The 22,546-nt window shown below is 70.9% G+C and carries 17 protein-coding genes and 1 pseudogene; 8 read left to right on the top strand and 10 right to left on the bottom strand.

Going from position 1 to position 22,546, the window contains the following annotated elements:
• Nucleotides 1-775: 775 nt before the first annotated feature.
• A complete protein-coding gene (locus ABZ374_RS22345; protein WP_360313676.1) occupies nucleotides 776-988 on the bottom strand; it encodes a hypothetical protein in 213 nt (70 codons plus the stop codon).
• On the opposite strand from ABZ374_RS22345, the pseudogene ABZ374_RS22340 reads away from it, so the two are divergent.
• The 3 genes and pseudogenes from ABZ374_RS22340 to ABZ374_RS22330 form a co-directional block, all read left to right on the top strand.
• Nucleotides 921-2,548 (top strand): annotated as a pseudogene (locus tag ABZ374_RS22340) (helix-turn-helix domain-containing protein); the annotation flags it as partial. The gene ABZ374_RS22345 and the pseudogene ABZ374_RS22340 sit on opposite strands and share 68 nt — an antisense overlap.
• Nucleotides 2,549-2,653: 105 nt before the next feature.
• Nucleotides 2,654-5,203 carry a WD40 repeat domain-containing protein gene (locus ABZ374_RS22335; RefSeq protein ID WP_360313672.1) on the top strand — a complete coding sequence of 850 codons (2,550 nt, stop codon included), beginning with the start codon at nucleotides 2,654-2,656 and terminating at the stop codon, nucleotides 5,201-5,203.
• Between the two features lie 40 nt (nucleotides 5,204-5,243).
• Nucleotides 5,244-5,405: a helicase associated domain-containing protein gene (locus tag ABZ374_RS22330; protein ID WP_360313670.1), complete on the top strand. Its 162-nt coding sequence runs from the start codon at nucleotides 5,244-5,246 to the stop codon at nucleotides 5,403-5,405.
• 378 nt (nucleotides 5,406-5,783) lie between these two features.
• On the opposite strand, the gene ABZ374_RS22325 is transcribed toward ABZ374_RS22330, so the two are convergent.
• The 8 genes from ABZ374_RS22325 to ABZ374_RS22290 all read right to left on the bottom strand — a co-directional run bounded on the left by ABZ374_RS22325 (nucleotide 5,784) and on the right by ABZ374_RS22290 (nucleotide 13,585).
• Nucleotides 5,784-6,419, bottom strand: a complete 636-nt coding sequence (locus tag ABZ374_RS22325; RefSeq protein WP_360313658.1) for a hypothetical protein — start codon at nucleotides 6,417-6,419, stop codon at nucleotides 5,784-5,786.
• Nucleotides 6,391-6,636: a hypothetical protein gene (locus ABZ374_RS22320; protein ID WP_360313656.1), complete on the bottom strand. Its 246-nt coding sequence runs from the start codon at nucleotides 6,634-6,636 to the stop codon at nucleotides 6,391-6,393. Before ABZ374_RS22320 ends, ABZ374_RS22325 begins: the two co-directional genes overlap by 29 nt.
• Nucleotides 6,637-7,687: 1,051 nt before the next feature.
• A complete protein-coding gene (locus ABZ374_RS22315; protein ID WP_360313654.1) occupies nucleotides 7,688-9,418 on the bottom strand; it encodes a hypothetical protein in 1,731 nt (576 codons plus the stop codon).
• Between the two features lie 56 nt (nucleotides 9,419-9,474).
• Nucleotides 9,475-9,639, bottom strand: coding sequence for a hypothetical protein (locus ABZ374_RS22310; RefSeq protein WP_360313652.1), 165 nt, complete (start codon nucleotides 9,637-9,639; stop codon nucleotides 9,475-9,477).
• A gap of 516 nt (nucleotides 9,640-10,155) precedes the next feature.
• Nucleotides 10,156-10,602, bottom strand: a complete 447-nt coding sequence (locus ABZ374_RS22305) for a hypothetical protein (protein ID WP_360313650.1) — start codon at nucleotides 10,600-10,602, stop codon at nucleotides 10,156-10,158.
• 421 nt (nucleotides 10,603-11,023) lie between these two features.
• The gene (locus ABZ374_RS22300; protein WP_360313648.1) at nucleotides 11,024-12,226 is read right to left on the bottom strand and encodes a methyltransferase domain-containing protein; all 1,203 of its coding nucleotides are present in this window, start codon (nucleotides 12,224-12,226) and stop codon (nucleotides 11,024-11,026) included.
• Nucleotides 12,223-13,257 (bottom strand): ATP-grasp ribosomal peptide maturase, encoded by a 1,035-nt coding sequence (gene tgmB, locus ABZ374_RS22295; protein ID WP_360313646.1) that lies wholly within the window; start codon nucleotides 13,255-13,257, stop codon nucleotides 12,223-12,225. The genes ABZ374_RS22300 and tgmB overlap by 4 nt, the downstream gene beginning before the upstream one ends.
• A complete protein-coding gene (locus ABZ374_RS22290; RefSeq protein ID WP_360313644.1) occupies nucleotides 13,247-13,585 on the bottom strand; it encodes a hypothetical protein in 339 nt (112 codons plus the stop codon). Before ABZ374_RS22290 ends, tgmB begins: the two co-directional genes overlap by 11 nt.
• A 491-nt stretch (nucleotides 13,586-14,076) precedes the next feature.
• On the opposite strand from ABZ374_RS22290, the gene ABZ374_RS22285 reads away from it, so the two are divergent.
• Nucleotides 14,077-14,559 carry a hypothetical protein gene (locus ABZ374_RS22285; RefSeq protein WP_360313642.1) on the top strand — a complete coding sequence of 161 codons (483 nt, stop codon included), beginning with the start codon at nucleotides 14,077-14,079 and terminating at the stop codon, nucleotides 14,557-14,559.
• A gap of 261 nt (nucleotides 14,560-14,820) precedes the next feature.
• Here ABZ374_RS22285 and ABZ374_RS22280 read toward each other — a convergent pair whose 3' ends face one another.
• Entirely contained in the window at nucleotides 14,821-15,930 is a 1,110-nt protein-coding gene (locus tag ABZ374_RS22280; RefSeq protein WP_360313640.1) for an NB-ARC domain-containing protein, read from the bottom strand.
• An 829-nt stretch (nucleotides 15,931-16,759) separates the two neighbouring features.
• Here ABZ374_RS22280 and ABZ374_RS22275 point away from each other — a divergent pair.
• From ABZ374_RS22275 to ABZ374_RS22260, 4 genes are all read left to right on the top strand, one after another.
• A complete protein-coding gene (locus ABZ374_RS22275; protein ID WP_360313638.1) occupies nucleotides 16,760-17,710 on the top strand; it encodes a hypothetical protein in 951 nt (316 codons plus the stop codon).
• 20 nt (nucleotides 17,711-17,730) lie between these two features.
• On the top strand, nucleotides 17,731-19,626 hold the full coding sequence (locus ABZ374_RS22270; protein WP_360313636.1) for a hypothetical protein: 1,896 nt from the start codon (nucleotides 17,731-17,733) through the stop codon (nucleotides 19,624-19,626).
• Between the two features lie 121 nt (nucleotides 19,627-19,747).
• On the top strand, nucleotides 19,748-22,045 hold the full coding sequence (locus ABZ374_RS22265) for a hypothetical protein (RefSeq protein WP_360313634.1): 2,298 nt from the start codon (nucleotides 19,748-19,750) through the stop codon (nucleotides 22,043-22,045).
• Nucleotides 22,045-22,461 carry a hypothetical protein gene (locus ABZ374_RS22260; RefSeq protein WP_360313632.1) on the top strand — a complete coding sequence of 139 codons (417 nt, stop codon included), beginning with the start codon at nucleotides 22,045-22,047 and terminating at the stop codon, nucleotides 22,459-22,461. The genes ABZ374_RS22265 and ABZ374_RS22260 overlap by 1 nt, the downstream gene beginning before the upstream one ends.
• The last annotated feature ends 85 nt before the right edge of the window (nucleotides 22,462-22,546 follow it).

Here is a 22,546-nt window from a genome sequence, read left to right as displayed (position 1 = left end):
TGCCGTCTCAAAGGCGACGGCGTCCACCACGCCATGCTCGGCATCGCCCGCTTGCACAACCTCGCTCTCGCCGGATAGCCGACGAGTTCGCGCAGCTGCCGACCGCATCCGCAACTCGAAGATCACTTGTGGGACAACCTTTAGTCTTGCTGTCGAGCGGCGACCGCAGGCGACGGGCGCCGGGTAGGTCGCCGCCCGCGGCCACGCGAGCGGGCCACAAGACCGTCCGACGATTCCGCACAGCGGTACCGACCACGAAACGTCGCCGAAGAGGCCGCCTCCACTGCCCGTCCGCGAAGTGGTCCGTTGAATCATCGACCGAACGGCAACGTGAAGCCGCTCGACAGCAGTCGAGGGAACCGTGCGGGCGCTGCCCCCGCTTCGCCGAGATCAACCGACTCACCCGCCGCGGCTTCGCGATGCTTCCGCGGACACGGCACCGCCACCACCTCCGGCCCGACGCTCCTCCGGAGCGCGGGGGCACGGTCGAAGGGCTCGCGAACAGGACAAAGGCGAAACGTCGCCCCGCGACCGCGCGAGCCTGCAACTTCTGCGACGCCGCGTGCTCCTCGCGAATTGACCGGCTTCACGGCCTGGCGCGTGGTGGGTCGCGTCCCGGACTCGACCCACCACGCTTGCGGACTTGCGATCGGCCATCTGACCTGTCTGGCTGCTCGCAGGTTCGGTTGTCGACTGAGCCGTCGGCGACGAGAACACGTCGGCGGTCGACAGCCGGCCCGCCGCCGAACCTCCGGGAAGTCCGCGCGGTGCGGGTTCAGGCGAGGACGGTGACGAGCACTGTGAGGACGAGCAGTTCGAGAGTGAGCGCGGAGCCGAACGCTCCGGCGGCCCTGATGAGCGTCGCCGGCATGGGGTCACCCGCACGGCGGGCCAGGTAGGCCGTCGCAGCGGCCGCAGCCATGGCGAACAGGACTGCCACCGCGAGGCTCATCACGGTGGCGATGACGCGGATCGAATGTGTGGACACGGGTCCTCCCGAGCAGAGGGTGCGCGCACCCTGGCGGTGCGAGACGGGCTCGGATCGACTTTCACGGAACCGCCGTTCAACGGCGTTCGCCGCGAACACAATGAACAACGAGGGGGTGGAAGACCGCGTGAGCGAGCCCGTCGAACACGAGGACGCCTTGGCCGAGCTGACCCGGGCACTGCAGCGCGGGCGCGTGCGGCAGGGTTTCGCGGCGGGTCAACTCCCCACAAAAACGGGCCTGAGTCGTACCGTGGTCAGCCAAGCCCTGAACGGCGCGCGGATACCCAGCGCCGCCACGATCACGGCCCTCGCCCGCGTCCTGAAACTCGATACGAAACCGCTGCTGCTCCTTCGGGATCGCGCAACGCGAGCCGCCGGTGGAGGGAAGTGCCCCTATCCGGGGATGGCGGCGTTCAGCACCGAGCGATCATCGGTGTTCGTCGGCCGGGCCTCGCTGGTGACGGACCTGGTCGAGCATCTGGACCGCCGCACGCGCGACGGAGGAATCCAAATGGTCGTCGGGGCCTCCGGCGCAGGCAAGTCCTCGCTGCTGCGCGCCGGGCTCGTCCCGCGGCTGGCAGCAGGTGCGCTGGATCACCCGTGGTCCTCGCCCACGATGGTGGTCCTGACACCGTCCGGCGACCCGCCGGCGGCACTCGCCCGTGCTCTCGCCGACGCCGGCATCGAAGACATCACCCGCGTGCCGGCCGATGCCGGGGCATCCGAGGCCGATGACAGTGCCGGCGGTGTGATCGTGGTGGTCGATCAGTTCGAGGAGATCTTCACCGAGTGTTCCGACGCGAAGGCAAGACGTGCGTTCGTCGCGTCCCTGACCACGTTGGCGGCGGCCGGTCCGGGGGGCGCGTTGCCGAGGGCGCTCGTCGTGGTGGGCGTGCGCGACGACTTCTACCCGGCGTGCCAGCGACATCGCGAACTCGGCGACGCGCTGGCCGATCGTCCGGTCAGGTCGGCCCATTGACCCGGGACGGCCTGTGTGAAGCGATCACCGGGCCGGCCCGGGCAGCCCAACTGACGGTGCAACCCGCCTTGGTCGAACGCCTGCTCGCGGATTTCGGCGTCCGTCCCCCCGTTCGGAGGCCCGACGCGAATCCCGCCGACGAGTACGCGGCGGGCCGGCTCCCCTTGCTCGCCCACGCGTTGCGGGCGACCTGGCGTGAGCGTGTGCCCGCCACGACCGACGAGGGTCGCGGCAAGGGCGGTACCCTCACCCTCCAAGGCTACGAGGACACCGGTGGTATCGCCGGTGCCGTTCAGCGCTCCGCCGATCACGTGTGGGACACCCTCGACGATGTCGGGCGTCGCGAGACCCGCGCGTTGTTCCTACGTTTGGTGCGCCTCGGCGAGAGTCCCGCCGAGGACACCCGCAGGCGCGCCGTCCGCTCCGACCTTGCCGCCGCGAGCCACCACCCGGACGTCCTGGTCGCCGTGGCCAACGCCTTCACCGACGAACGCCTGCTCACGCAATACCGCGACAGCGTGGAGATCACGCACGAGTCCCTGCTGCAGGCCTGGCCCCGCCTGCGCGATTGGATCGGCACGGATCGCGACGCGCACCTGGTCCGACAGCGCCTCGAGGAGGACGCCGCGGAATGGGACAGGCCCGTCGCGCGCGCCACGACCGGCACCGGCACCGATCCCGTCGTCGTGCCACGGCGCGAGGCGGCCAGGCTCTACAGCGGCAGTCGGCTTCGCCAGGCCCGCGACCATGCCGAGGCACACGAGGTCAGCCGCACCGCCCGGGCGTTCCTCGACGCGTGCGACGCGGCGGTGGAGGAGACGCGGCGAACACACGACGCGGAGCGGCTCCGAAAACACCGCAACCGGCGCCGCTGGCGTATCGCGACCGGCGTGATCGGGGTACTGGCCGTGCTGGCCGCCACCACGACCGTGGTCGCCGTCCGATTCGCCGTCGAATCCGATCGGCGCGGGGACAGGCTCCGCAACGAACTCGACGCCGCTCTGTCCCGCGAACTGAGCATCGAGGCCGAGCGGCTGCGCGGCATCGACGTCTCCCTCGCCGCCCAGGCCGACATCGCCGCCTATCGCAAGGACCCGTCGCCCACCACGCTGGGCAACCTCCTCGACTCCGCCGCCCGCCCGTTGGCCGCAGTCCTGCCCGACTCCCCCAGCAACCGGGTTCTCTTCAGTCCCGACCGCCACACCCTGGCCACCGCAACCTTCGGGCGAACCGGAACGAGCGGTGACACGACACACGACGCAAGCATCACGCTGTGGGGCGTCGGAGACCCCGAACGTCCACTGCGTCTCGCGGACTTCCCGATCCGAGGAAGTACGGAGATCGGGCTCGCGTTCTCCCCGGACGGTCGTACCCTCGCCGTCGCCGGCAAGGGGTTCATCGAGTTCCGGAACACCGCCGATCCCCACCAGCCCACCCTGCGCGCGAGCAACGGGTCGACGGCGAGGGGAGCCCTGTCCTTCTCCCCGGACGGCCGCAGCCTCGCGGTCACCGCGAACGACGGCATCGACCTGTGGAACACCTCGAACCCCGACCATCCCGAGCCACAGGGCGTCCACTTCAAGGTGTCCGCCGACCCCTCGGTCTCGGACATCGCGTTCTCTCCCACCGGTCACACCCTGGCCACCACCGACGGAAACAGTGTCCGCCTCTGGGACACCACCGTGACCGAACGACCGAGCCCGCGGCCACGAACGCTCGACGGCCACACGGCACCGATCGACACCCTCGCCTTCTCACCCGACGGGCACACCATCCCAACCGGCGGCCAGGACGCCGCCGTACGCCTGTGGAACCTCACCGACATCGACAACCCCACCCCCTGGCGCCTGCCCCTCGCCGGAGGTTCGGCGTCCGTCACGTCGATCGCGTTCTCTCCCGACGGGCACACCCTCGCCACCGCGGATCGCGATGCCACCGCACGGCTGTGGAACATCTCGGATCCGGATCGCACCATCCCGCGAACAGACCCCCTGTTCGCCCACGATCGAGACCAGAACGGCCGCGGACTGCCCAGCACCGGCGCAAACCTGAGCTTCTCGGCCGACGGCCGGATACTCGCGTCGTCCGGACCGACGCGACTGTGGACCCTGCCGACCTACGTCACCGCGACCCGCACCGGCGAGGACGGCAACCCCGCGACGTTCCGATACAGCCCCGACGGTCACACGCTCGCCGTCGCCGCCAGGGGCGAGATCCGCCTGTGGGACTTCGTCCGGCCCGGCCACCCCACGCCGCGGACACGCACCCTGGCCACGGACCGCGAAACGGCCACGGCTCTGTCGTTCTCACCCGACGGCCGCACCCTCGCCGCCGTCACCTCCGACACCAACCCTCGCATCATCAAGCTCGGCCCCGACGGCCGTCCCCCTGCGGACAGCACCGACGACGAGCCGACAGCGACGATCCGCTTCTGGAACCTCACGGACCCCGACCGCCCCACGCCCAGACCCCACGCCCTCACCGGATTCCCAGCCGCAAGGACGACGGTTCTGTATTCCCCCGACGGCCGTACCCTCGTCGCAGTGGGCCAAGGCCACGGCTGGCAGACATGGGACGTCTCCGACCCCGACCGGCCTGCGCTCCGCACGGCCATCGGAACCGATACCGAACTCGCCGCCGCCCTCTCGCCCGACGGGCGCACGCTCGCCGTGTCGATATTCGACCCGGACACCGATGTCGTGTTGTGGGACGTCACCGATCCCACCCGGCCCAAGCGCCGGCCAGGATCCATCACCCTCGACAGTGACGTGGTCTCCGCCGTCGCATTCGGAGCGAACAGCAGGACCCTGGTGACCGCCGGTTCCCGCTCCACGCGACTGTGGGACACCTCGGACCCCGACCATCCCACACCACGCCCGAACTCCCTCGACACCAACGGAGACTCGGTCGACTCCCTCTCTCTGACAACCGATGGAGACATGCTCACCACATCGGGCATTTCCGGCCCCGTGCGGCTGTGGGACCTCACCGACCCGGACCACCCCGCACCCCACACGACACCCATCGCCGCGTCCGGATACAGACCTCTCGACTTCTCACCCGACGGCCACACCCTGGCCTTCATGGAGGAGACCGACGCCGTATCCCTTCGACTCGTACGAGCCCAGGACGCCATCCGACACATCTGCGCGGCCACCACGGGCAGCTTCGAACAAGCAGGCCAGGCGCTCCGACACACACTCACACCCCCGTGTCCGACCCCTCCGAACGGCTGAACCCGGCACCGCACCTGCGAAAGACACACGCGAGAGTCATCTGGAGGTGCCCCGTACCCACGTCGAGACTGTGACTGCGGCCGGGTCGGACGAGGAGGTCCAAGTGAGGTTGGGGAAATGGATCAACAACCAACGCACCAGACGGCATTCGCTGAGCGAGGAGCGAGAACGGCTGCTGACGGAGTTGGGTATGCGCTGGTGACGACGTGGGAGCCAACCCGGTCCGAGTGGGGGGATTCGGTGGGGCGGCGAGGGACGGGGAGACCATTTGCGGCCCGCGACGAGGCGATCCTGGTCGCGCATCGCGAGCCCGGCGGGCCAGCCCTGTCCGATTCCGATGGTGTCCGTGAAGACACGCTCGTCGTCAGCCGTCGACCGACACCGGGGCGGAAGATCGGCCGCCGTCGAATGCATGCGCCGATACCGATCTGTACCGTGCGGGCGGGAGTGGGGGCGCGGGCGCGGCGGCTGTCAGCATCCACCCAGATGGGGACCCAGTTGCGCTGACTCGACGCACGGGCCGCTGGCGGGTCGTCGGGTATTCGCGACGTCGACTCGGGGTCGGGGAACCCGCAGCGTGTCAGGCCCCGTCCGGAATCCCAACGAACGGAGGCTGATTGGCAACCTCAGCGAATCGCGCCTCGGCCGACGCCAGCGCGGGCAGCCATACGTCGCTGGGAGTGGCTGCGGGCACTTTGAAGCCTTGGATCAACAACCGGAGCACCTGCTCCAAGGACGTTCTACCGGTGGGAAAATGGATTCGTTCGAGCGGCTGCGGACCGGCGGCGTCGAACGATCCGTGGATGTTGACGTGCGCGGCCGGATGCACGTGAATGCTGGCGCGCGAGTAGTCGTAGCGAAAGACCGCGGACGATCGATCCTCTTCCCATTGGTACTGGAACTTGGACTGACCGACTGCCAGGCGGTTCTTCTTGGTGAGGGACAAATGCATGCCGATCGACAACCAGTGGTTGTCGCGAAGGCGCACCAAGCCTGTGTCCGTTGGCGCGTAGGCGCTCCTGTGGGCCCCTTCCAGGGCGCGGACCGCGTCCTTCGGTCCGGACCTGAGGATCACTTGCTGGCCCTCGGCCATCACGGTGATCACCAGGAGCTTTTGGAACAGGTCGCGGCAGGCGCAGAACGATTTCCTCCCGCCGTCGTGGACCTCTTGCGACAGCCTCTGAATGTCAGCGAGGGTGTTCTCGGTGCTGGTCATCAACGTGCCTCGATACGAGGGGATCCCCGGGCGGGAGCAGGTCCAGCAGGATCAACACGTCCGTGACGGCGCCCGGATCCTCAAGGCCGACCGTGTAGTACTGGTCGAGCATGTCGTCCAATGCAAGGCCGCACGATTTGGCGGCCCAGGCCAGCCTGTCGACGATTTCGCCACGTGTGATCGGTACGACCGACGAGTTGTACGCTGTCGCGGCCATGGTGCCTCCACGTCGAGGGCATGCTTACGCCTTTCTCTCAGAGTGCACACGCGGTGCGGCCAACGGGGACACAGGGCGGTAACGAAAAGAGGCTGCGGTGGTCATACCGCCCGGGGCGTTCGGTAGAGGTGGGGCCGGGCACGGCGACATCACGGCGCCTTGCAGACTGGGTACCTGACCTCGACCTCCGCGTGGTGCACGATGGGGTCGACCGCGTATCGATCGGAAGAAGTCTCGTGGTTGATGCCGAGCTCAAGCACGCCTTGCGTCATCTCCGCTCTGTGAAATCGCAGCGGCCCTCCGATGCGAATTCCGTCGAGTTCGCCGACTGGCGGGAGAGAATCGCCGTGGCGCTGGACACATTGGCCTGCCTCTTGCCTCTCGAGGAGGACCGGCTCAGGGCCACATCGGAGGCGGCTGCGGCACGAGAACAGGCGGCAGACGCCCGACGAGGTCCGGATGCGCCTGGGCACCCGAATCAACAACCGGCGCACCGGGGGTAACTCGCCGAGTGAGGAAAGCGAATGGCTGCCCACGCTCTCAACCGCGCTGGTGAGAACGCACACGAGCCGGGCCCGGTCGGGGTGGCCCGGTGTGTCGTCAACGCGTGGGGTATGGGACGAAGACGTGGATCCGTCGTCGACCATGAGGATGTCGCCCCGGGGATCGAGGGGTTCGGGTTCGGCGGGTGGGTCGGCGAAGGGGTCGAGGCGGGTCATCGTGTCGACGGCGTCGGCGGCCGCGGCCCGACGCCGCTTGCGCATCGCGCGCGGATGGCGGCGTACTCGGGTCGACGTAGGCCAGGACCAGGTCCCGAAACGGCGCCCCGAGCAGCCCGTGGTCCTTGCGCAACGCCCGGCGGACGTGTTCACCTCGTTCAGCGAGGAATGGGAGCTTTGGCCAAGCAGACGAACGGTTGAGTCGACGGGCGGCGCACTACCCGGCCGAGGGCACGAACGACTTCTTGAGCCCGAGGCCCCGAATCGTCCGCGCGTTCGGGCCGCGAAGGGTGGGAGCCAAGTCCGACAGCGCTCGGATGCGGGGCAATGTCCTACCGCTCGGGGGCTGCGGATCCTGTGGGTTCGTGACTGTGCGTGGTCTCCGTGGTGTTGTCGTCTCCCGCAACAAGGGCGTATTCGGGGCCTGTGGGTGTGGTGCGGTGTTCCACGCGCGCGCTGCGCAGGAGGGTTCGTTCGTATCCCAGGTCCAGATATGCGCCGTTGATGACGAGGCTCAAGGGTTGTTCGAGCCTCCAGGACGAGGGCTCGCTGCCGACGTGCGGCGCAAACGTCTCCGAATCGGGAATATCGAGTTCGATGTCCGTCCATCGGCCAGTAAGGGTCTCCCCACGCAGCAGGCGGGCGGCGCGAATGACGTGCCGTGCCTGCGCGACCGTGAATGTGGTCAAATCCGGGATGGCGACCTGGGTCGTGGTGTGTTCCTGGATGTGCGCGAGGGAATCGATCAACTCGATCAGGAGTGAGGGGGCGAGTTCGCCTTCGTGCTCTCGTGCGGGGATGGGGATGGACGGGAACTCGACGGGCCCGTGCGCAGCGGCGATTCGGAAGCGGTGGGGCGCTCGCAGTCCGGCTGCGGCGCGCAGGCCGGGCAAGACACGTGCAGGGGTCTTGCCGGAGAGATCGCATGTGGAGAAGTTGAAGCGGGCAGCGAGGGTCGGCACGTCGGTGAGGATCTCCACCTCGAAGGCTCCGTGTTCCTCGCGTCCGATCGCGCGCACGCCGCGGCCTCCGAGCCCGAACGTGGCGGGTTGCATGTCCAAGCGGACGGTTTCCGTCAATGTGTCGTTGGCATCGAGAATCTGCAGCCGCAGCTCGTAGGGCTGGGCGTCGTCGCCGGGCAGCGGTACCAGCGATAGGACGCCGGCGTTCATCTCGCCTCCGAGACCTCCCGGGAGGTCCACCACGGCGTGGAAGGCACGGGTGTCGGTGCTGTCCAGACGCAGGGGTACGCCGTAGGTGAGGGTGGCATCCAGCGCACGGGCCGTGTCGCTGTCGGGTTCGACGTTGATCGCGATGTTGAACGTGAGCGGTTGGTCGTCGACGGCTTGGGGGTAGCGGGCGTAGATCTTGAAGGTGATCCACGATCCGTCGACAGTGTTTTGCTGTGTGGCCGCCACCAGTCGCGGGTCCTGGGCGATGGCCGGACGCTCGGGGTCGATGGCGAAGGCGTACGTGTAGTGCGGGTCGTGTGCGTTGAGGGCCTGGTACAGGTCCTGGAGTCCGGTGGCGACGTCTCCGGGCACCACCACGGCTCCAGCGCCGGCGACACACTGGAGACCCATGATGTTCACGACACGTTCGTAGAGGCCCTGGAGTCGCTCGCGGCCCTCGTGCAGGTAGTAGTCAACGATGTCGGGGAACTGGGCGGCGAGGCCTTCAAGGTGGGTCAGGCCGTGCCAGTGGCACGGATGGCCGGCGCCCTTGGTGAAGTCCTCGAACCAGGCCCGGTTTTCGTTGGTCGGGTTCAAGGGCAGGACCAGGCGCCACTGCGCGATCACCGCGCCTTTCGCAGCGGCGAAGCTTCGCAACTCCGCGAGGGAGTCGACGATCTGCTTCTTCTGCCCTGCGGTGAGGTTCGTCGCGAAGTACTTGATCTGGTCGACGATCCAACCGGCAGGCGTAACCTCGATCACGTCGATGCCGCCGTCGCCTCGGGAGGGCCGTACGTGCTGGCGGGACGGATTCTCGCGGCAGAGCATGATCGCGACGATCTTCTCGGTCTGCTCCGGTACCAGGGTCGTCCAGGCCACTCGCGTCGTCATCGGCTTCCTCCGGCTGTCGGGGCGCGCTCGATCCCCGTGTCGTGTGGGTGATCGTCTCAGGCAATCCCAGACTCCTGAACGCCGAGACCGGGTTCGCCGTTCCCCCCGCCGTCGCCGGTCGGGGGTGGCTGGCCGATCCACTGGGCTGCGGAGGCGAGATCCCCATGCGTGAAGACATGGTGCAGGTTGCCGTCGGACTCGATCGTGACATCCGTCGTCAAGCCCCGAACCCTACGAGACGGATGCCCTCGGGGTTGGGAGGCGGGGCGATTTTCCGGGCCGCGACCGGGCCCGGTGGGCGCTGGCGCTCCAGAGGGATGTGGAGAGGGGTCTGTGGCGCGTCGCGATGATGTTGTAGGGGATCGCGTCGCGGCCGCGGAGGGGTTTTCGGTGCTGCGGCTTCCGGTTCGCGCCGACCGCCTCGGATACCGTGCCGTATCCGAGACGGTCACGGGCTCGGACGATCACCGTTGCGGTCCGGGAGTAAAACCCACCGATGTCCACGCCCACGCCCGAGGAGCGACGCGCCGCGCTGCGCGCCGCGATCGAGAACGCCCGCGACACCCGATCAGCGGCCCGCTCGCGCTCCACCCGCGACGTCGGCATCTCGACCGAGCGCCTGCGCCGGGAACTCGACGACCTCGACCGCGTCCTGGAGCAACTGCCCTTGGCCGCCGCGCCGTTCGCCGACGTCGACCCGTCTGAGGGGCAGGGTCGTCGGTGTTTTGGGTGGGTCCCTACCGCATCGACGCGTAGTCCTGCGGCGCCTTGCGAAGGATCTCGAGCATCTGGCCCTCGGTCAGCTTCCGGAAGGCCGGCGCGGACGCGTTCGCGATCTTCCGGAACAGGATGTCGGCGGGGACCGGCGGCAGGTCTGCGAAGAGAGGGTGCTCGTCCGCACCGGCGCCTTCGCTGAACTCTCGGTGCAGCAGCCACACCGTCTCGGCAAACATGGGGTAGTTGGTCTCGTGCTTGCCCCACAGGCACCGCAGTGTGTCGCCGCCGAAGTCCCGATTGATGAAGCCCCAGACGTACGCCATCTCGGCCGTCTTGTCCGGGTGCCTGTCGTCGTTCAGGTACCGGACCCAATCGTTCAAGAGGTCCCAGCGCAGCGCGTTGACGATCACCCCGGTTGGTGCCTCGCTCGGTCGTAAGTCGGTGGCGAGCTCATCATCGAAGGTCATCCGGCGACCCTAGCGACAGGCGCCGCCGTCCCGCCACAGCGCCCGACCGCAGTGCCGGGTCGTCTGTCCGCCCGACGCGCACGGAGGGTGCAGTGGGTTCGTCCCGGTTGGTTCGGTACGAACCCGACCGGACCCTATTGCTCTTGAGGGACTGCACGGCGCAAGTCGGCCGGAAGTCTCAACACGCTGACTTGACAGGGAAGTGGAGTTCGGCCTCGACGCCCCGAGCGGCCGTGCCGTCCTCGGCTGCCCGCCCGACTGTCCCGATCCGGAGAGGAATCGGTACCTGATCCATGTCGCGGGCCGCTACGGCGTTGCCGGTGCACACGACCCTGGCGGCGCGGCCGGTGGTCGGGTCGAACGCCGTAGCGCGGCGCCCGCGACCGGGTGGCCCCGAAACGATGCCGGCCCCGTAGCTCGTTCACAGGGTCCAGGCGTACGTGTGCCCGTCGGGGGCGGCGAGGCGGATGTGTTGGCCGGCCGGCGCCACCTCGATGGTGAACCACTCGCGGCGCGGCCGATTCAGGTCCAGCCACAACCGGCGCGCTCGCTCGATCGGCGCCCACAGGTCACGCCCGCCGCTCCACGCGACCTCGGCTCCGCGCTCGGTCTCGGTCACGGTGGTCGCGTGGCTGTCGGGGGTGCGCAGGATGGTGGTGTGGCGGCCGTCGGTGTGGGTGAAGGTGCGGGTGGTGTGGGGTTCGAGGTGGAGTTGGGCGAAGAAGGAGAACGTCCAGTCGTCCAGGACCCTGGGGGTCAGCGCCGAGGTGCGGGTCTCGTCCGCGGCATGGCCGGCCACCGGGCGGGCGGGCCGGGGGCGGCCTTCGGTGACGTCGGTGTCGGGGAGGAGGGGCATGAAGGCGGCGGGGGTGTGCATGAGGCGGCCCGCGGCGGTGCCGTCGGGGAGTTTCTTCAGCCAGGCGATCGACCCGCCCGCGAGGGTGCCCTTGAGCGGGACCACCAACACCGCGCCCGGCGCGCATTGTTCGAGCCACGCGTCGGGGACGTGCGGGACCGAGGCGGTCGCGATCAGCCGGTCGTACGGGGCGTTCGGGGCCCAGCCCCGGACGCCGTCGGTCAAGGCGACGTCGGGAGCGAAGCCGGCGGTCCTCAGGCGTTCGCGGGCGGTGTCGACCAGGTGCGGGGTGTGGTCGACCGTGGTCACGTTTTCGGCCCCGACGAGCCGGGAGAGCAGGGCGGTGTTGTAGCCGCTGCCGGTACCGATCTCCAGCACACGGGCGCCCGGAGCGGGGTCGAGGGCGTCGAGCATGTCGGCCATCAGATCCGGCGCCGTCGAAGACGACGTCGGCACCCCGAACACGCCGCCGGGCGGGGCGTGTTCCGCGTGGACGCCGTCGACCTCGGTGATCAACGACTCCCCCGAATACACCGCGTCCCACCAGGTCCCGTCGGCGCCGTCGGCGCTGTCGACGTCATCGGCGCGCCACGGGACGAAGCGGTCGCCGCTCTCGCGGCGATAGAACACCGGGGTGAACACATGCCGGGGGACGTTGAGGAACGCCTCGGCGATCCGCGACGACAGCACCACGTCACCGGCGGCGATCCGCTCCACCAGACGCACCCGCGCGCCGATCAGCGCCTGCTCGTCGCCGAGGACCTTCACGTGACTCCTTCGAGGTAGTCGGCGATCGCCGCCTTGATCGGCAAGCCGGTGGCCTGTTCCACGAACCCGTATTGTCCCGACGGATTCACCTCCAGCATCACCCACTCGCCGACCGGGGTGATCACGAAGTCGAACGCGCCGTAGGGCAGGCCGAGGGTGTCGAGCATCGCCAGGACGCCGCGGGTCACGGGCGGGGGCGGGTCGCAGATCTTGTAGGTGAGGCTGTCGTAGTCGCGCCGCCAGTCCACCCGGGCCGCGTCGGAGCCCGCGTGGATCTCGGCCGCGAACACCCTGCCCGCCACCACCGTGAGCCGACACTCGTACGCCTTGGGGACCGCTTCCTGGAACAGGTGCGCGGTGGTGGTGATCGCCGGGTCGTCCAACTCGGTGGGGTCGACGACGCTTGCGTACACCGCCACCGACTCGCCGTCCAGGACGCCTCGGACCGGACCAAAGGGCTTGTACACCACCGGGCCCGCGACGTCGGCCGCGAACGCCCGCGCCGCGGCGAGGTCGTTCGTGATCAGCGTGCGCGGGACCGCAAGGCCGCACTCGGCCGCCACGCGCAGCTGGAGCGGCTTGTACTCGGCATCCGCCGCCGGGCCCGGAGGTGGCAACCACCGGCACGGCAACGCGGCCAGGAGCCCGCCGAAGCCCAGGCGGGCCTCGCGCTCCGCGACCCGCCGCGCCGGAGGCGACATGCCGGCGGGGAAACGCGGCCGAGTCGGACGACGGTAGTACACCGAACGCACCGCGCCGAGATCCAGCTCCCGACGGTCGCTGCGCAACGACCCCGTCCAGGCCACGCCGTCGAACGAAGCAGCCAAGGACAACTCCACCGGGAACTCGGCAAGATCCGCCCGGAAGACCGGCACCGCGCGCCGGTTCAACTCCTCCACCACCAGGTCCGCCGTCGGATCGAAACGACCCGACAGGACCAGCACATGGCCCTCACGGCGCAGCGGCGGAGGCGGGGGCGGCGCCGTGGGTGGCGGTGGGGGTGTGGGTGGGTTGCCGGGTTCAATCGTCACTGGTGCCGGGGTCGTCGGGGGCGTCCATCTGGCCCGACGGCTGGGTGGGGCCGTAGGTCTTGGGCGGGTTCTTCGTCATGTAGACGCCGGGCGGGAGGTCCTCGTACACGCCGGTCTGCGCGTCCTCGTCGTAGCCGACGTCGGCGGGCAGGATGCCGCCGGTGCCGGTGACCGGGACGAGGAACCGGAACGCGAACGGCACGGGGCCTTCGCGGTCGGACAGGTCCGGCAACGGCTCCACCCCGGACGGGTTCAAGGGCAGACGCGACTCGGGCGCGTCCAACGCCAGGCCCACGGTCGACTGTTCGCGTGCCTCGGTATCGGCCACGGCCGCCCCCTCCCCGCACGGTGATGACGCCACGAGCATGCCCATCCACACACCGCCACCACAAGAGGAGCGAGGCAATGATGCGGACGGCCACCGAAACCGGCCCCGATCAACGAACACACCACCCACCACAGGGAATTCTCAATCACGCCGCGCGGCCTTCTCAAAACCTGCCGCACTGCAGGTCAACCGCCCTCCACCGAGGAACACGCCCGGCACCAGACGCCGAAGCGCCAGGTCGCACGACACAGGCCACCATCCCCGAACCGTGCCGCACCCCAGGTCGGAGCACCACACCCGGACAACCCAGCCGAGACGACGCAAGCGGTCGCGCCGGTCGTCCGCGACGTGTACGTTCTCGTGCCCGAACTCGCCTCCCGATATGGGCGTGTTACCGACAAACGCGTGCCGCCTCGTTCCGGTGGCGCTACGGTCAGAGTGCCGGCACGCACCCATGTGCGGCCGGGCGACGGATCGACCTGGGGGTGGGCATGTTGGAGGAGACGATCACCGTGCTGGCTGCGGCGGGTGGCACCGCTGTCGTGCAGGCCGCCGGTACCGATGCGTGGACTTCGTTTCGACAGGCCGTAGCCAGCTGGTTCGGACGCGGCGACGCAGGCCGCGAGCAGGACGTGCTGGAACGGCTCGTGCGGACCGATACGGCGCTCGCGGCCACTAGCGACACCAACGGCACCGAACGGTTGCGTCAGGAAGCGCTGTGGCAGGGTCGCTTCGAAGCCCGTTTCGAGGCGATGGACGAGGCGGACCGCCAGGCGGCTCTCGCCGACTTGCGGACGCTGTTGAGCACCCTGACGATCTCCCCCGGCGTAGTCGTCGGGCCTGTCGCGGGTGCCGGCGGCGTGGCGGTCACCGGCGGCATTCACGCCAAGGACCAGGCAATCGCGGCGGGCGTGTTCCACGGCGAGGTGCACCACACCGTGAACCCTCCGCCGCCGGCTCCGACCCAGGGCTGATCGGACCGGCGCGCCCCAGCCCGTCCCTCGACGCACCGACCGAAGGGTCGGTCGAGGGGTTCCGGCCCGGCGGGCCGACCCTGTCGGCCAGCGGCGGAAGCGTCGTCGCGTGGCACGCCGACACGCTCAACGTCAACGCCCGGTCCGTCGACCTCACCGTTCGGCAACTCGACCGGCTTTCGGAGCAGCGGGAATTCCTCGGACCGGCACTCGGAGGCGCGCCCACCGCCGACCGCGACCCCTACCCCGGGATGCCCGCCTTCACCACCGACGACGTGGAACTCTTCCACGGCCGCGCGGCATTGGTCGGCGACCTGCTCGCCCGGCTGCGCGAGCGTACGCGCGGAGGCGGTCTCCATGCCCGGCCACATGGGTCACACCGTAGCGGTCCCGCCGGTCGAGGCCTGCGACCGCGACAAGGCCCGGCAGTCCGGCGTCGAGTCCGCCCCACCGGTCGAGGAACGCCGTCGCGAGTCGTTCGTGCAAGGCGGGCCGGCGCCCGCGGACCCTGTCCCGTGTGTAGTCCTGCAGCAGGTCGTGCAGGACGAACGTTTCCGTCTCGGCTCGAAACGTCAACAGGCATCGGCGTGCGAGCAGTTCGACCGTGGTCGCGGTGTCGACGTCGCCCAGACCGCGATGCCGCCACATCAGTTCCGCGACCTCGACCGGGACCGGGCCACGGTCGGCGAACACCGCCAGATCCTCGTAGCAGGCGCGGGTCGCCTCGGTCAGCGCTCCGGTGCTCGCCGCTATCGCCGCCGGAACGGACGGATGTTCGTAGTCCGGCAGTTGCTTCACCAACGCCGCAGGACGGGGCCGGGCCCGGGCCCGCAGGAGCCGGTCCCATCCGTAGCCCTCACCGGCCAGCGCACCGCAGATCGCCAGCGCCAACGGAAGCCCACCGCAGTGCTCGGCCACCTCGCCCGCCTCCGGCGACAACTCCCCTGGCGGCACCCGCGCGTACGAGCCCAACACCTCCCGCGCCGCCCGCGAGTCCAGCGGGTCGACCCGAATCGGGACCTGGCCGTGCGCGACGACCTGCAGGTCCCGCGTGGTGATCAGCATGGCGCAGGCCGGGCCGAACACGTCCATCGCCCGCACCTGGGCACTCGCAGTGACGTTGTCGACGACGACCAGACCGTTGAGGGATCGCAGTCTGCCGCGTATCGCTGCGATTCCCGCCTCCGAATCGGTGCCCGCGGTCGGTGATCCCATCGCGGTCGACAGCGCCGTGCGGCAGGCGTCCGCGGACCGGTCGCCGGCCGAGAACCACAACACTCCGTCCCGGAACCGCTGCTCGATCCGCGGGTCACCGGCGACCGCGCGGGCCAGCGTCGATTTGCCCGCTCCACCCATCCCGACCAGCACCACCGGCCCCGCGCCGATCCCGGTCCCCTGTCTGCGCCGGCCGCGCCGAGGGCCGCCACGATGCGCTCGTGGACCCCGGGCCGAGCGACGAACTCCTCGGGTACCGGCTCCACTCCGGCCCGCGGAACCGTGACGGGCAGAGGCTGCTGCCCGTCACAGTTCGAGCGGCGTTCCTCGTCGGCCGCCTCCCAGAGCCTCCGCCAGACACCGAGAGGCTTGGCCCGGTAATCCCGACGGGTTCGCTTCATGTGAAGCTGAATCACCGCGATCGCACGGCCGACGTCGTCGAAAGACTTCGGGAAGTCCCGCCCCGTCGCCACTCCGACCACCATTGCTTGGGAACACGGGCATGCCTGAGCAGCATCGTCTTGTCCGGGCAGTCCTTCCACAGCTCGTCCAGTTCCCGGACCCATCGTGAGAGCGCGCTTCTCGATTCCCCGGTCATCAGGTGCCCGCATCCCCTCGAGTCGTCCGGTCCGGATCGGACCGACCCGGACCGACCGGACCATCGACATCGCGGCCGGTCGTCGGCCGTCGTTCCCGCCGCCCAGGTCCGCCCGCGTCCCGGACCGATTCCTCCTCCGGCCTGATGGGAGCCGAGAAGCCCCGCAACAGGGCGGGGCGTCCCACGATCGGAGAGGCACGATGCAGCGGAAGAACCTCTCGCGCGTGCGCGAATTCCTGCGGCGCCCGGTGCGGCTCGCGGTCCGAAGCCTCGTCTGCGGCGCACACCTGGGCGGTCGCGTCGGGATCGCTGTCCGCGAAGCCGTACTTCGCGCGCCGCAACGGCCGTGACTGCCTGTCGTGGGGCGGTCCGGTCAACCACCTCGACGTGCGGCATCTCTCCCACGCGCAGTGGCGGTTGCTGCACCTGGTCGGGTTGGGTGGGTCGTTGCCGGACGGTGGCCCGGATCCCGCGTTTCGCGGGCGGAACCGGTTGCGGGACATGGCGGCAGGCGAGCTCGCGGTCACCACGGGGATGCGGTTGCGCGAGTTCACCTGCCTGCTCGACGTCGAGGTCGGCCCTCCACGTCCGGACGCCTGCGGTGCGCGGGTGCGCTTGCAGGCCGTCGCGAAATACGGCATCGCCCGCGACGTGGTCGTCCGCCACGAGGTGCTGCGGGCGATCGATCTGTACCGGCGGACCGAGCGCGCGAGGGCCGTGGCGGCCTCGGCCCGGCTGCTGGCGCGTCGGGTCGGCGAGTTGTTCGTGGTCGACACCGTCGACGAGGCCCGGATGCGACTGGGTGGTCGATTCCTCGGCCGGCGGCGGGCGTTCGCGATCGAGGCGATGCCCGCGCCGTTGCGCCGGTTGACGGTGATCGACCGCGGTCGAGGCCTGGAGCCGATGGCGTTGTTCGTCGGCGCGCGGGGCGTGATGCCCGGCAAGTCCCGCTGGGAGCAGGTCTTCACGGCCGCCGCCTGTCGGGCGCGATCGTTCGCGGATCGGGCGGGTGTGGTGATGCCCGTCAGGCTTCGGATCCACGATCTGCGCCACACGTACGCGGTGTTCATGCTCGCGATCCTCACCCGGCTCGTGGTCCGGGAGGAGAACGAGCGCCGCGCGGGAGGCTCGGCCTATGCGGCCGGACATGTGGCGCGCAACCCGTTGTTGATCGTGCAGCGACTGCTGGGACATCGCAGCCCGGCGACGACCTACCGGTACCTGTACTACCTCGAGCAGACGGAGGCGATCGTGGCGCGGGCGTTGGAGGAATGGGCGGACGCGGGCACACCGTGGGCCGACCAGGCGCGATTCACGCTCGACGTGGCGGCCGGCTGATGCCGCGCCGGGGGCAACGCGTGCGCGCCGCGCCGCAGCCCGCGCCGGTGCCGCCCGTGGAGCGGTCGTCGCGGGTGGGGGTGCGGGTGGTCTCGTACACGGTCCGCGACGTGCGGCGGCACAGTCGCCTCGATCCCGCGGCGTATCGCTGTGGTGTGCTGGCGGCCCAGCTCGCGGACGAGGTGGTGGCGTACGCGGACGGTGCGCCGACGTCGGTTCCGGTGTCGATGATGCGGGCGGTGCGCGACTTCCTGCGTTTCGTCGACGCGCGTGTGGTGCTGGAGGGCGGCGACGCGGCGTCGGTGCGATTGGACGGCGGCCCGGTGGATGTGACGGAGTTGCTGTTCGCGTGGGAGTCGGACCTGCGGGCGCGGTATCGGCCCTCGTCGGACCAGCCGGCCGTCAAGGCGAACGGTGTGTTGACGCTGCTGGGGCGGCGGGCGCTGTGGGACGCGGCGATGCCGGAGAAGTTGGTGGCGCGCACCCGCGCCCCGGCGTTGTTCGCCCGGGTGCGGGCGACGCCGTTGGACGAGTTCACGAACGCGGAGCGCCTGGCGCTGCAGGACGCCGCCCGGGCGGGCGTGCGGGCCGCGGAGGCGCGTCTGGCGGCGGCGCGACCCGCGGGCGAGGGTGGGCGGGATCCGTACCGTCACGGGTGGGGCGATTTCGCGAACCTGCTGTGGGCCGCGCGCGAGGGCACGCTGTCGGTCGACGCGTTGTGCGAGGGTCTGGGGTCGGGGGCGCAGGCGCGATGGCCGGAGTCCTTGCGGATCGCCCTCGACCCGTCCGGGGGGCCCTACGCGCGTCCCCGGCGTGCGGCGGCGGCCACGCTTGTGCGGGCGGCGTCGGACGCGGTCTTCGCCCGGGACGAGGAACTGCAGGCGTTTCGGGTCCTGTTGCTGTTGACGACGGGATGCGCCCCGGAGGAGCTCCTCGATCTGCGGGTGTCGGATGTGGAGTTCGGTGACGGCGGGGTGCGGGTGAGCGCGACCAAGGCCCGTGCCGGGCGGGTGCGGGTGCGGTGGCATCCGAGCCGGGGGCGGTGGGACACGGCCGGGTTGCTGCGCCGGTTGGTGGACCTCACCGAACCCGTGCGTGCCGCGCACCCCGACTGTCGGTGGCTGTTCGCCGTCGCCCACCTCCCCCGAGGACGGCCCGATGCGGTCCGTGCGGGCCCGGCCCGGTTCGGCGATCGCCGCAGGACGTTCGGGGCGTGGATCGCCGGCGGCCGCGACGCCGACGGCGGGCCGCTGAACGTGTCGTTGCCGCACGACATCCGCCGCCTGCGCAAGACGGCCAAGACCGCGAAGGTCGTCGCCCTGGGCGGCACCCTCACCGACCTGGCCGGGGACGATCATCACGTGGAGGTCTTCCGCGGCCACTACGCGCACGGCACCACCGCGCACGTCCTGGCCGGTCGCGCGATCACCACCGCGCAGGAACGCATGTTCGCCCGCGCCGTGCGCGCCCCGACGTTCCTGGACGGCGACGCCGTCGATCATCTCGCCGACGCGCGGGTGTCCGCCGCGCTGGGGATGAGCCCCGCCCAGGCGACGACGATGCGCGTCGGGGACCTGGACATGGGCCTGACCCACTGCCGCGACCCCTACGACTCCCCGTTCGCGCCGGGGCGGAGCCTGTGCCACGTGGCGCCGGCGATGTGTCTGCTGTGCCGCAACGCCGTCGTGTTCACCGCACAGCTGCCGCGGCTGGTCCTGATGGCCGACCACATCGAACGCATGCGCGCCGTGCTGGCACCCGCGCACTGGCAGGCGGTGTGGGGTGCCCAGGCCGCGGCCCTGGAGGAGCTGTTCCGGGAGTGCGCGGACCTGCTGCCCGCCGCCCGCGAGGAGGCCGCCGCAGCGGGAACGCGCCTGGACCTGCCGCTGGGCATGCGCACGGAGTACGACCGATGACCACCGCCCCCGACGGGGCGAGGGCCGTGTCGGCGCGCTTTCGCGACGACGAGCCGGTGTTCGGTCCCGGCCACGACTTCCTTCCCGGCGTCGCCGCGCCCGTGTTCGGCACGGTCGAGGCGTGGCGCGGCCATGCCTGCGCCGCCCGAGCAACCGCGTGCGGGCGAGCTGGCGGATCGACTTCCCCACCACGGACGCGGTGTGGAACCTGCGCGCCCGCGAGGTGGTGTTCTGCCTGCTCAACCCCACCCACCGTGTCCTGCGCGACGCGGGCGTGTTCCGGCCGGCGCGCCCCGCCACCCTCACCACCGCCCGACAGCGCGCCCTGCACCTGGCCGTGCTCGCGCGCTGGGCCGCCGCCCGCGCACTGCCTCCGGATCTGCGCGCGTGGGAAAGCGGGTTGTGGGAGACGTATCTGGCCGGGCTGCGCCCCGGTCTGGGGGCCACCACCGTGGCCAATCACGTCTCCACGATCCGCGAACTCCACGTCCTGGCTCCGGTGTTGAGCCAGGGCGGTCTCGGGGAGGACCCGTGGCCGGGGCGGTGCGCGCTCGAGGTGGCCGAGGGGACGCGGACCGCCGGGGTGTCCACGTCGGCGATCGCCCCGGCCACCTGGTGGCCGCTGGTGCGCGCCGCCTGGACGTGGATCGACGTGTTCTCCGACGACCTGCTCGACCTGCGCGACGCCCTGGCCCCCGACGCCCCGTCCCTCGGGGGCGGGCCCGCCGGCGCCGCGGGGACGGACGCCGCGTTGCGCGCGTGGCTGGCCGACCCCGAAACCGTCATCCCCGTCCGCGCCGGGGTCGCTCCCGACCGGGCCCCGGTGTGGCATCGCATCAGCCTCGCGGTGACCGACGGTCGCGGTGCCGGCCTGTTCATGGGCGCGAGACCCGCCGTCGCGCGCCGCAGGCGCATGGTCCTCGACGCCGTCGCCGCCGGAGGCCGCACCGAGGCGCCCCACCTCAACAGAGCGGCCGTCGGCGCACGCACGCCATCGGACGAATCGCTGCGGGCCTGGCTCGCGGATCCCGCGCACCGCGTGCCGGTCCGGGACGCCGACAACCACCTGGGAGCGGCCGGGACACCCGCGTGGAAGGCGTTGAGCGCCCTGATCTGGGGCGAGGGCGCCCACGGCTTCCCGACATCCCCCGAGCGCAGACACCGTCGCACGATGGTGGAAAAGGTCGTCGCGACCGGCCGCACCGTCGGCATCGACGCCCGGGGCACCGCCCGCGATCTCCCCCTCGACAGCGGCCACTTCACCCCCGTCGACCGGCCCGACGGCACCTGCGACCCCTGGCACACCACGCTCACCGCCCGCCGCCTCGACGACGAACTGCGGATACTGCCCGCCGCCGCATGGATCTTCACCGCCGCGACGACACTGATACGCGACAGCGAACTCCAGGAGATCGAACGCGACGCCATGACCGTCCACCACGGCTCCCCGGCGGTGCGCTCGCGTCGCCTCAAGAACGACCCGGACCACCACCGGGACACCTGGTGGGTGATCGAACCCGTCGCCCGCGCGATCGCCGTGGCCGAGCGCCTGTCCTGGCACCCCACCCACATCTTCGCCACCCTCGAACCACCCACCTGCGAGCAGGCGCGCAACGGCCGCCGCGGCATCAACGCCCAACAGGCGCTCGACACCTTCATCGCCCACGTCAACGCCACCGCCCACCGCACCGGCCTCCAACCCGTCCCGGTCTCGACGGTGCGGCCGCACATGTTCCGCCGCACCATGAGCATGCTCGCCGCCCGCGAACCCGACGCCGAGATCGCCCTGGGCCTGCAACTCAAACACGCCGCCCGCCGCGCCCTGGCCAACCGCACCACCGACGGATACGCCCAACCGGACCCGGCGTGGGCCCGCGAGTTCGACGACGACCTCGCCGACGCCGCGGCCGCCCACCTGACCGAACTCCTCACCGCCCGCACCGGTGGTGTCCCCGTCGCGGTCGGCCCCGGAGCCGACCGCCTCCACCAGGGCCTGGACCGTGTCGACGCCCTCCTCGACGCCCCGCCCGCCCCACCCGGCGGGGCCCTGCGCGGCCACGTCGCGGACCAGCACACCGTCGCCCGGCTGTTGCGCGCCGAGTTCCCGAACCTGCACTGGGGCACCCTCAACCACTGCCTCTTCGACCCCGAACAGGCCGAATGCCACAAACCCCTGCCCGAAACCGAACGCGGCACCGGCCCGGTGATCGGCGCCTGCCACCCCGCGCGCTGCCGCAACTCCGCCGTCACCACCGCGCACGCGCCCGTGTGGCTCTCCGAACGCGACGACCTGGCCGCCATGCTCCGCACCACACGCCTCGCCCCACCGCGGCGCGCGGCACTGCGCGCCCGCCCGGCGGACGTCGAACAGGTCACCGACGCCCTCACCCGCATCGACGAGAACGGCGACAACCCCTGATGCCCGTGTCCGCGACCACCGAGACCCGCCTGCGCGCCGCCATGCAACGCCTGCTCGCCGGCACCCCCGAACACACCGACGGCGCGCTCACCAAGGAGAACCTCGCCCGCGAGGCCGGGGTGAGCCACGCCACCGTCCACCGCGCCGCGACCGTCCTGGCCGACTGGGACGCCGCCGTCGCCCGCCCCGTCCTGCGCACCCCGGGCGAGGTCCGCCGCGACGAGGAGATCGCCACGCTCAAGCGGGCGTTGCGCACCGCCCGGGCCGACGTCACCACCCTGCACGGCAAGTTGGACGCGCTCGCGTCGGTCACCGCGAACCTCTACCACGAGAACACGCTGCTGCGCCGCCGGCCGGGGCCGTCCCCGCTCGGGGCCCTGCCCGCCCCCGACACCCTCGGTGAGGGTTCCGACTGAGGCCGCGGATCCGCCAAGGGCGGACGGGTCGGTCGCGGGCGCCGGCCGCCGAGGCGGCCACTGATCCGCGACGCGCCGACCTGTC

The organism is Embleya sp. NPDC005971 (genome assembly GCF_040629175.1).
Lineage (GTDB): Bacteria > Actinomycetota > Actinomycetes > Streptomycetales > Streptomycetaceae > Embleya.
Note: the sequence above shows the minus strand (reverse complement) of the source record. Positions and strands in the feature narration are given on the sequence as shown.

Bases quoted from the DNA above. Each gene is read 5' to 3' on its own strand.
- ABZ374_RS22325 (WP_360313658.1), bottom strand. From the start codon at position 6,419: ATGACCAGCACCGAGAACACCCTCGCTGACATTCAGAGGCTGTCGCAA.
- ABZ374_RS22320 (WP_360313656.1), bottom strand. From the start codon at position 6,636: ATGGCCGCGACAGCGTACAACTCGTCGGTCGTACCGATCACACGTGGC.
- ABZ374_RS22315 (WP_360313654.1), bottom strand. From the start codon at position 9,418: ATGACGACGCGAGTGGCCTGGACGACCCTGGTACCGGAGCAGACCGAG.
- ABZ374_RS22305 (WP_360313650.1), bottom strand. From the start codon at position 10,602: ATGACCTTCGATGATGAGCTCGCCACCGACTTACGACCGAGCGAGGCA.
- ABZ374_RS22285 (WP_360313642.1), top strand. From the start codon at position 14,077: ATGTTGGAGGAGACGATCACCGTGCTGGCTGCGGCGGGTGGCACCGCT.
- ABZ374_RS22260 (WP_360313632.1), top strand. From the start codon at position 22,045: ATGCCCGTGTCCGCGACCACCGAGACCCGCCTGCGCGCCGCCATGCAA.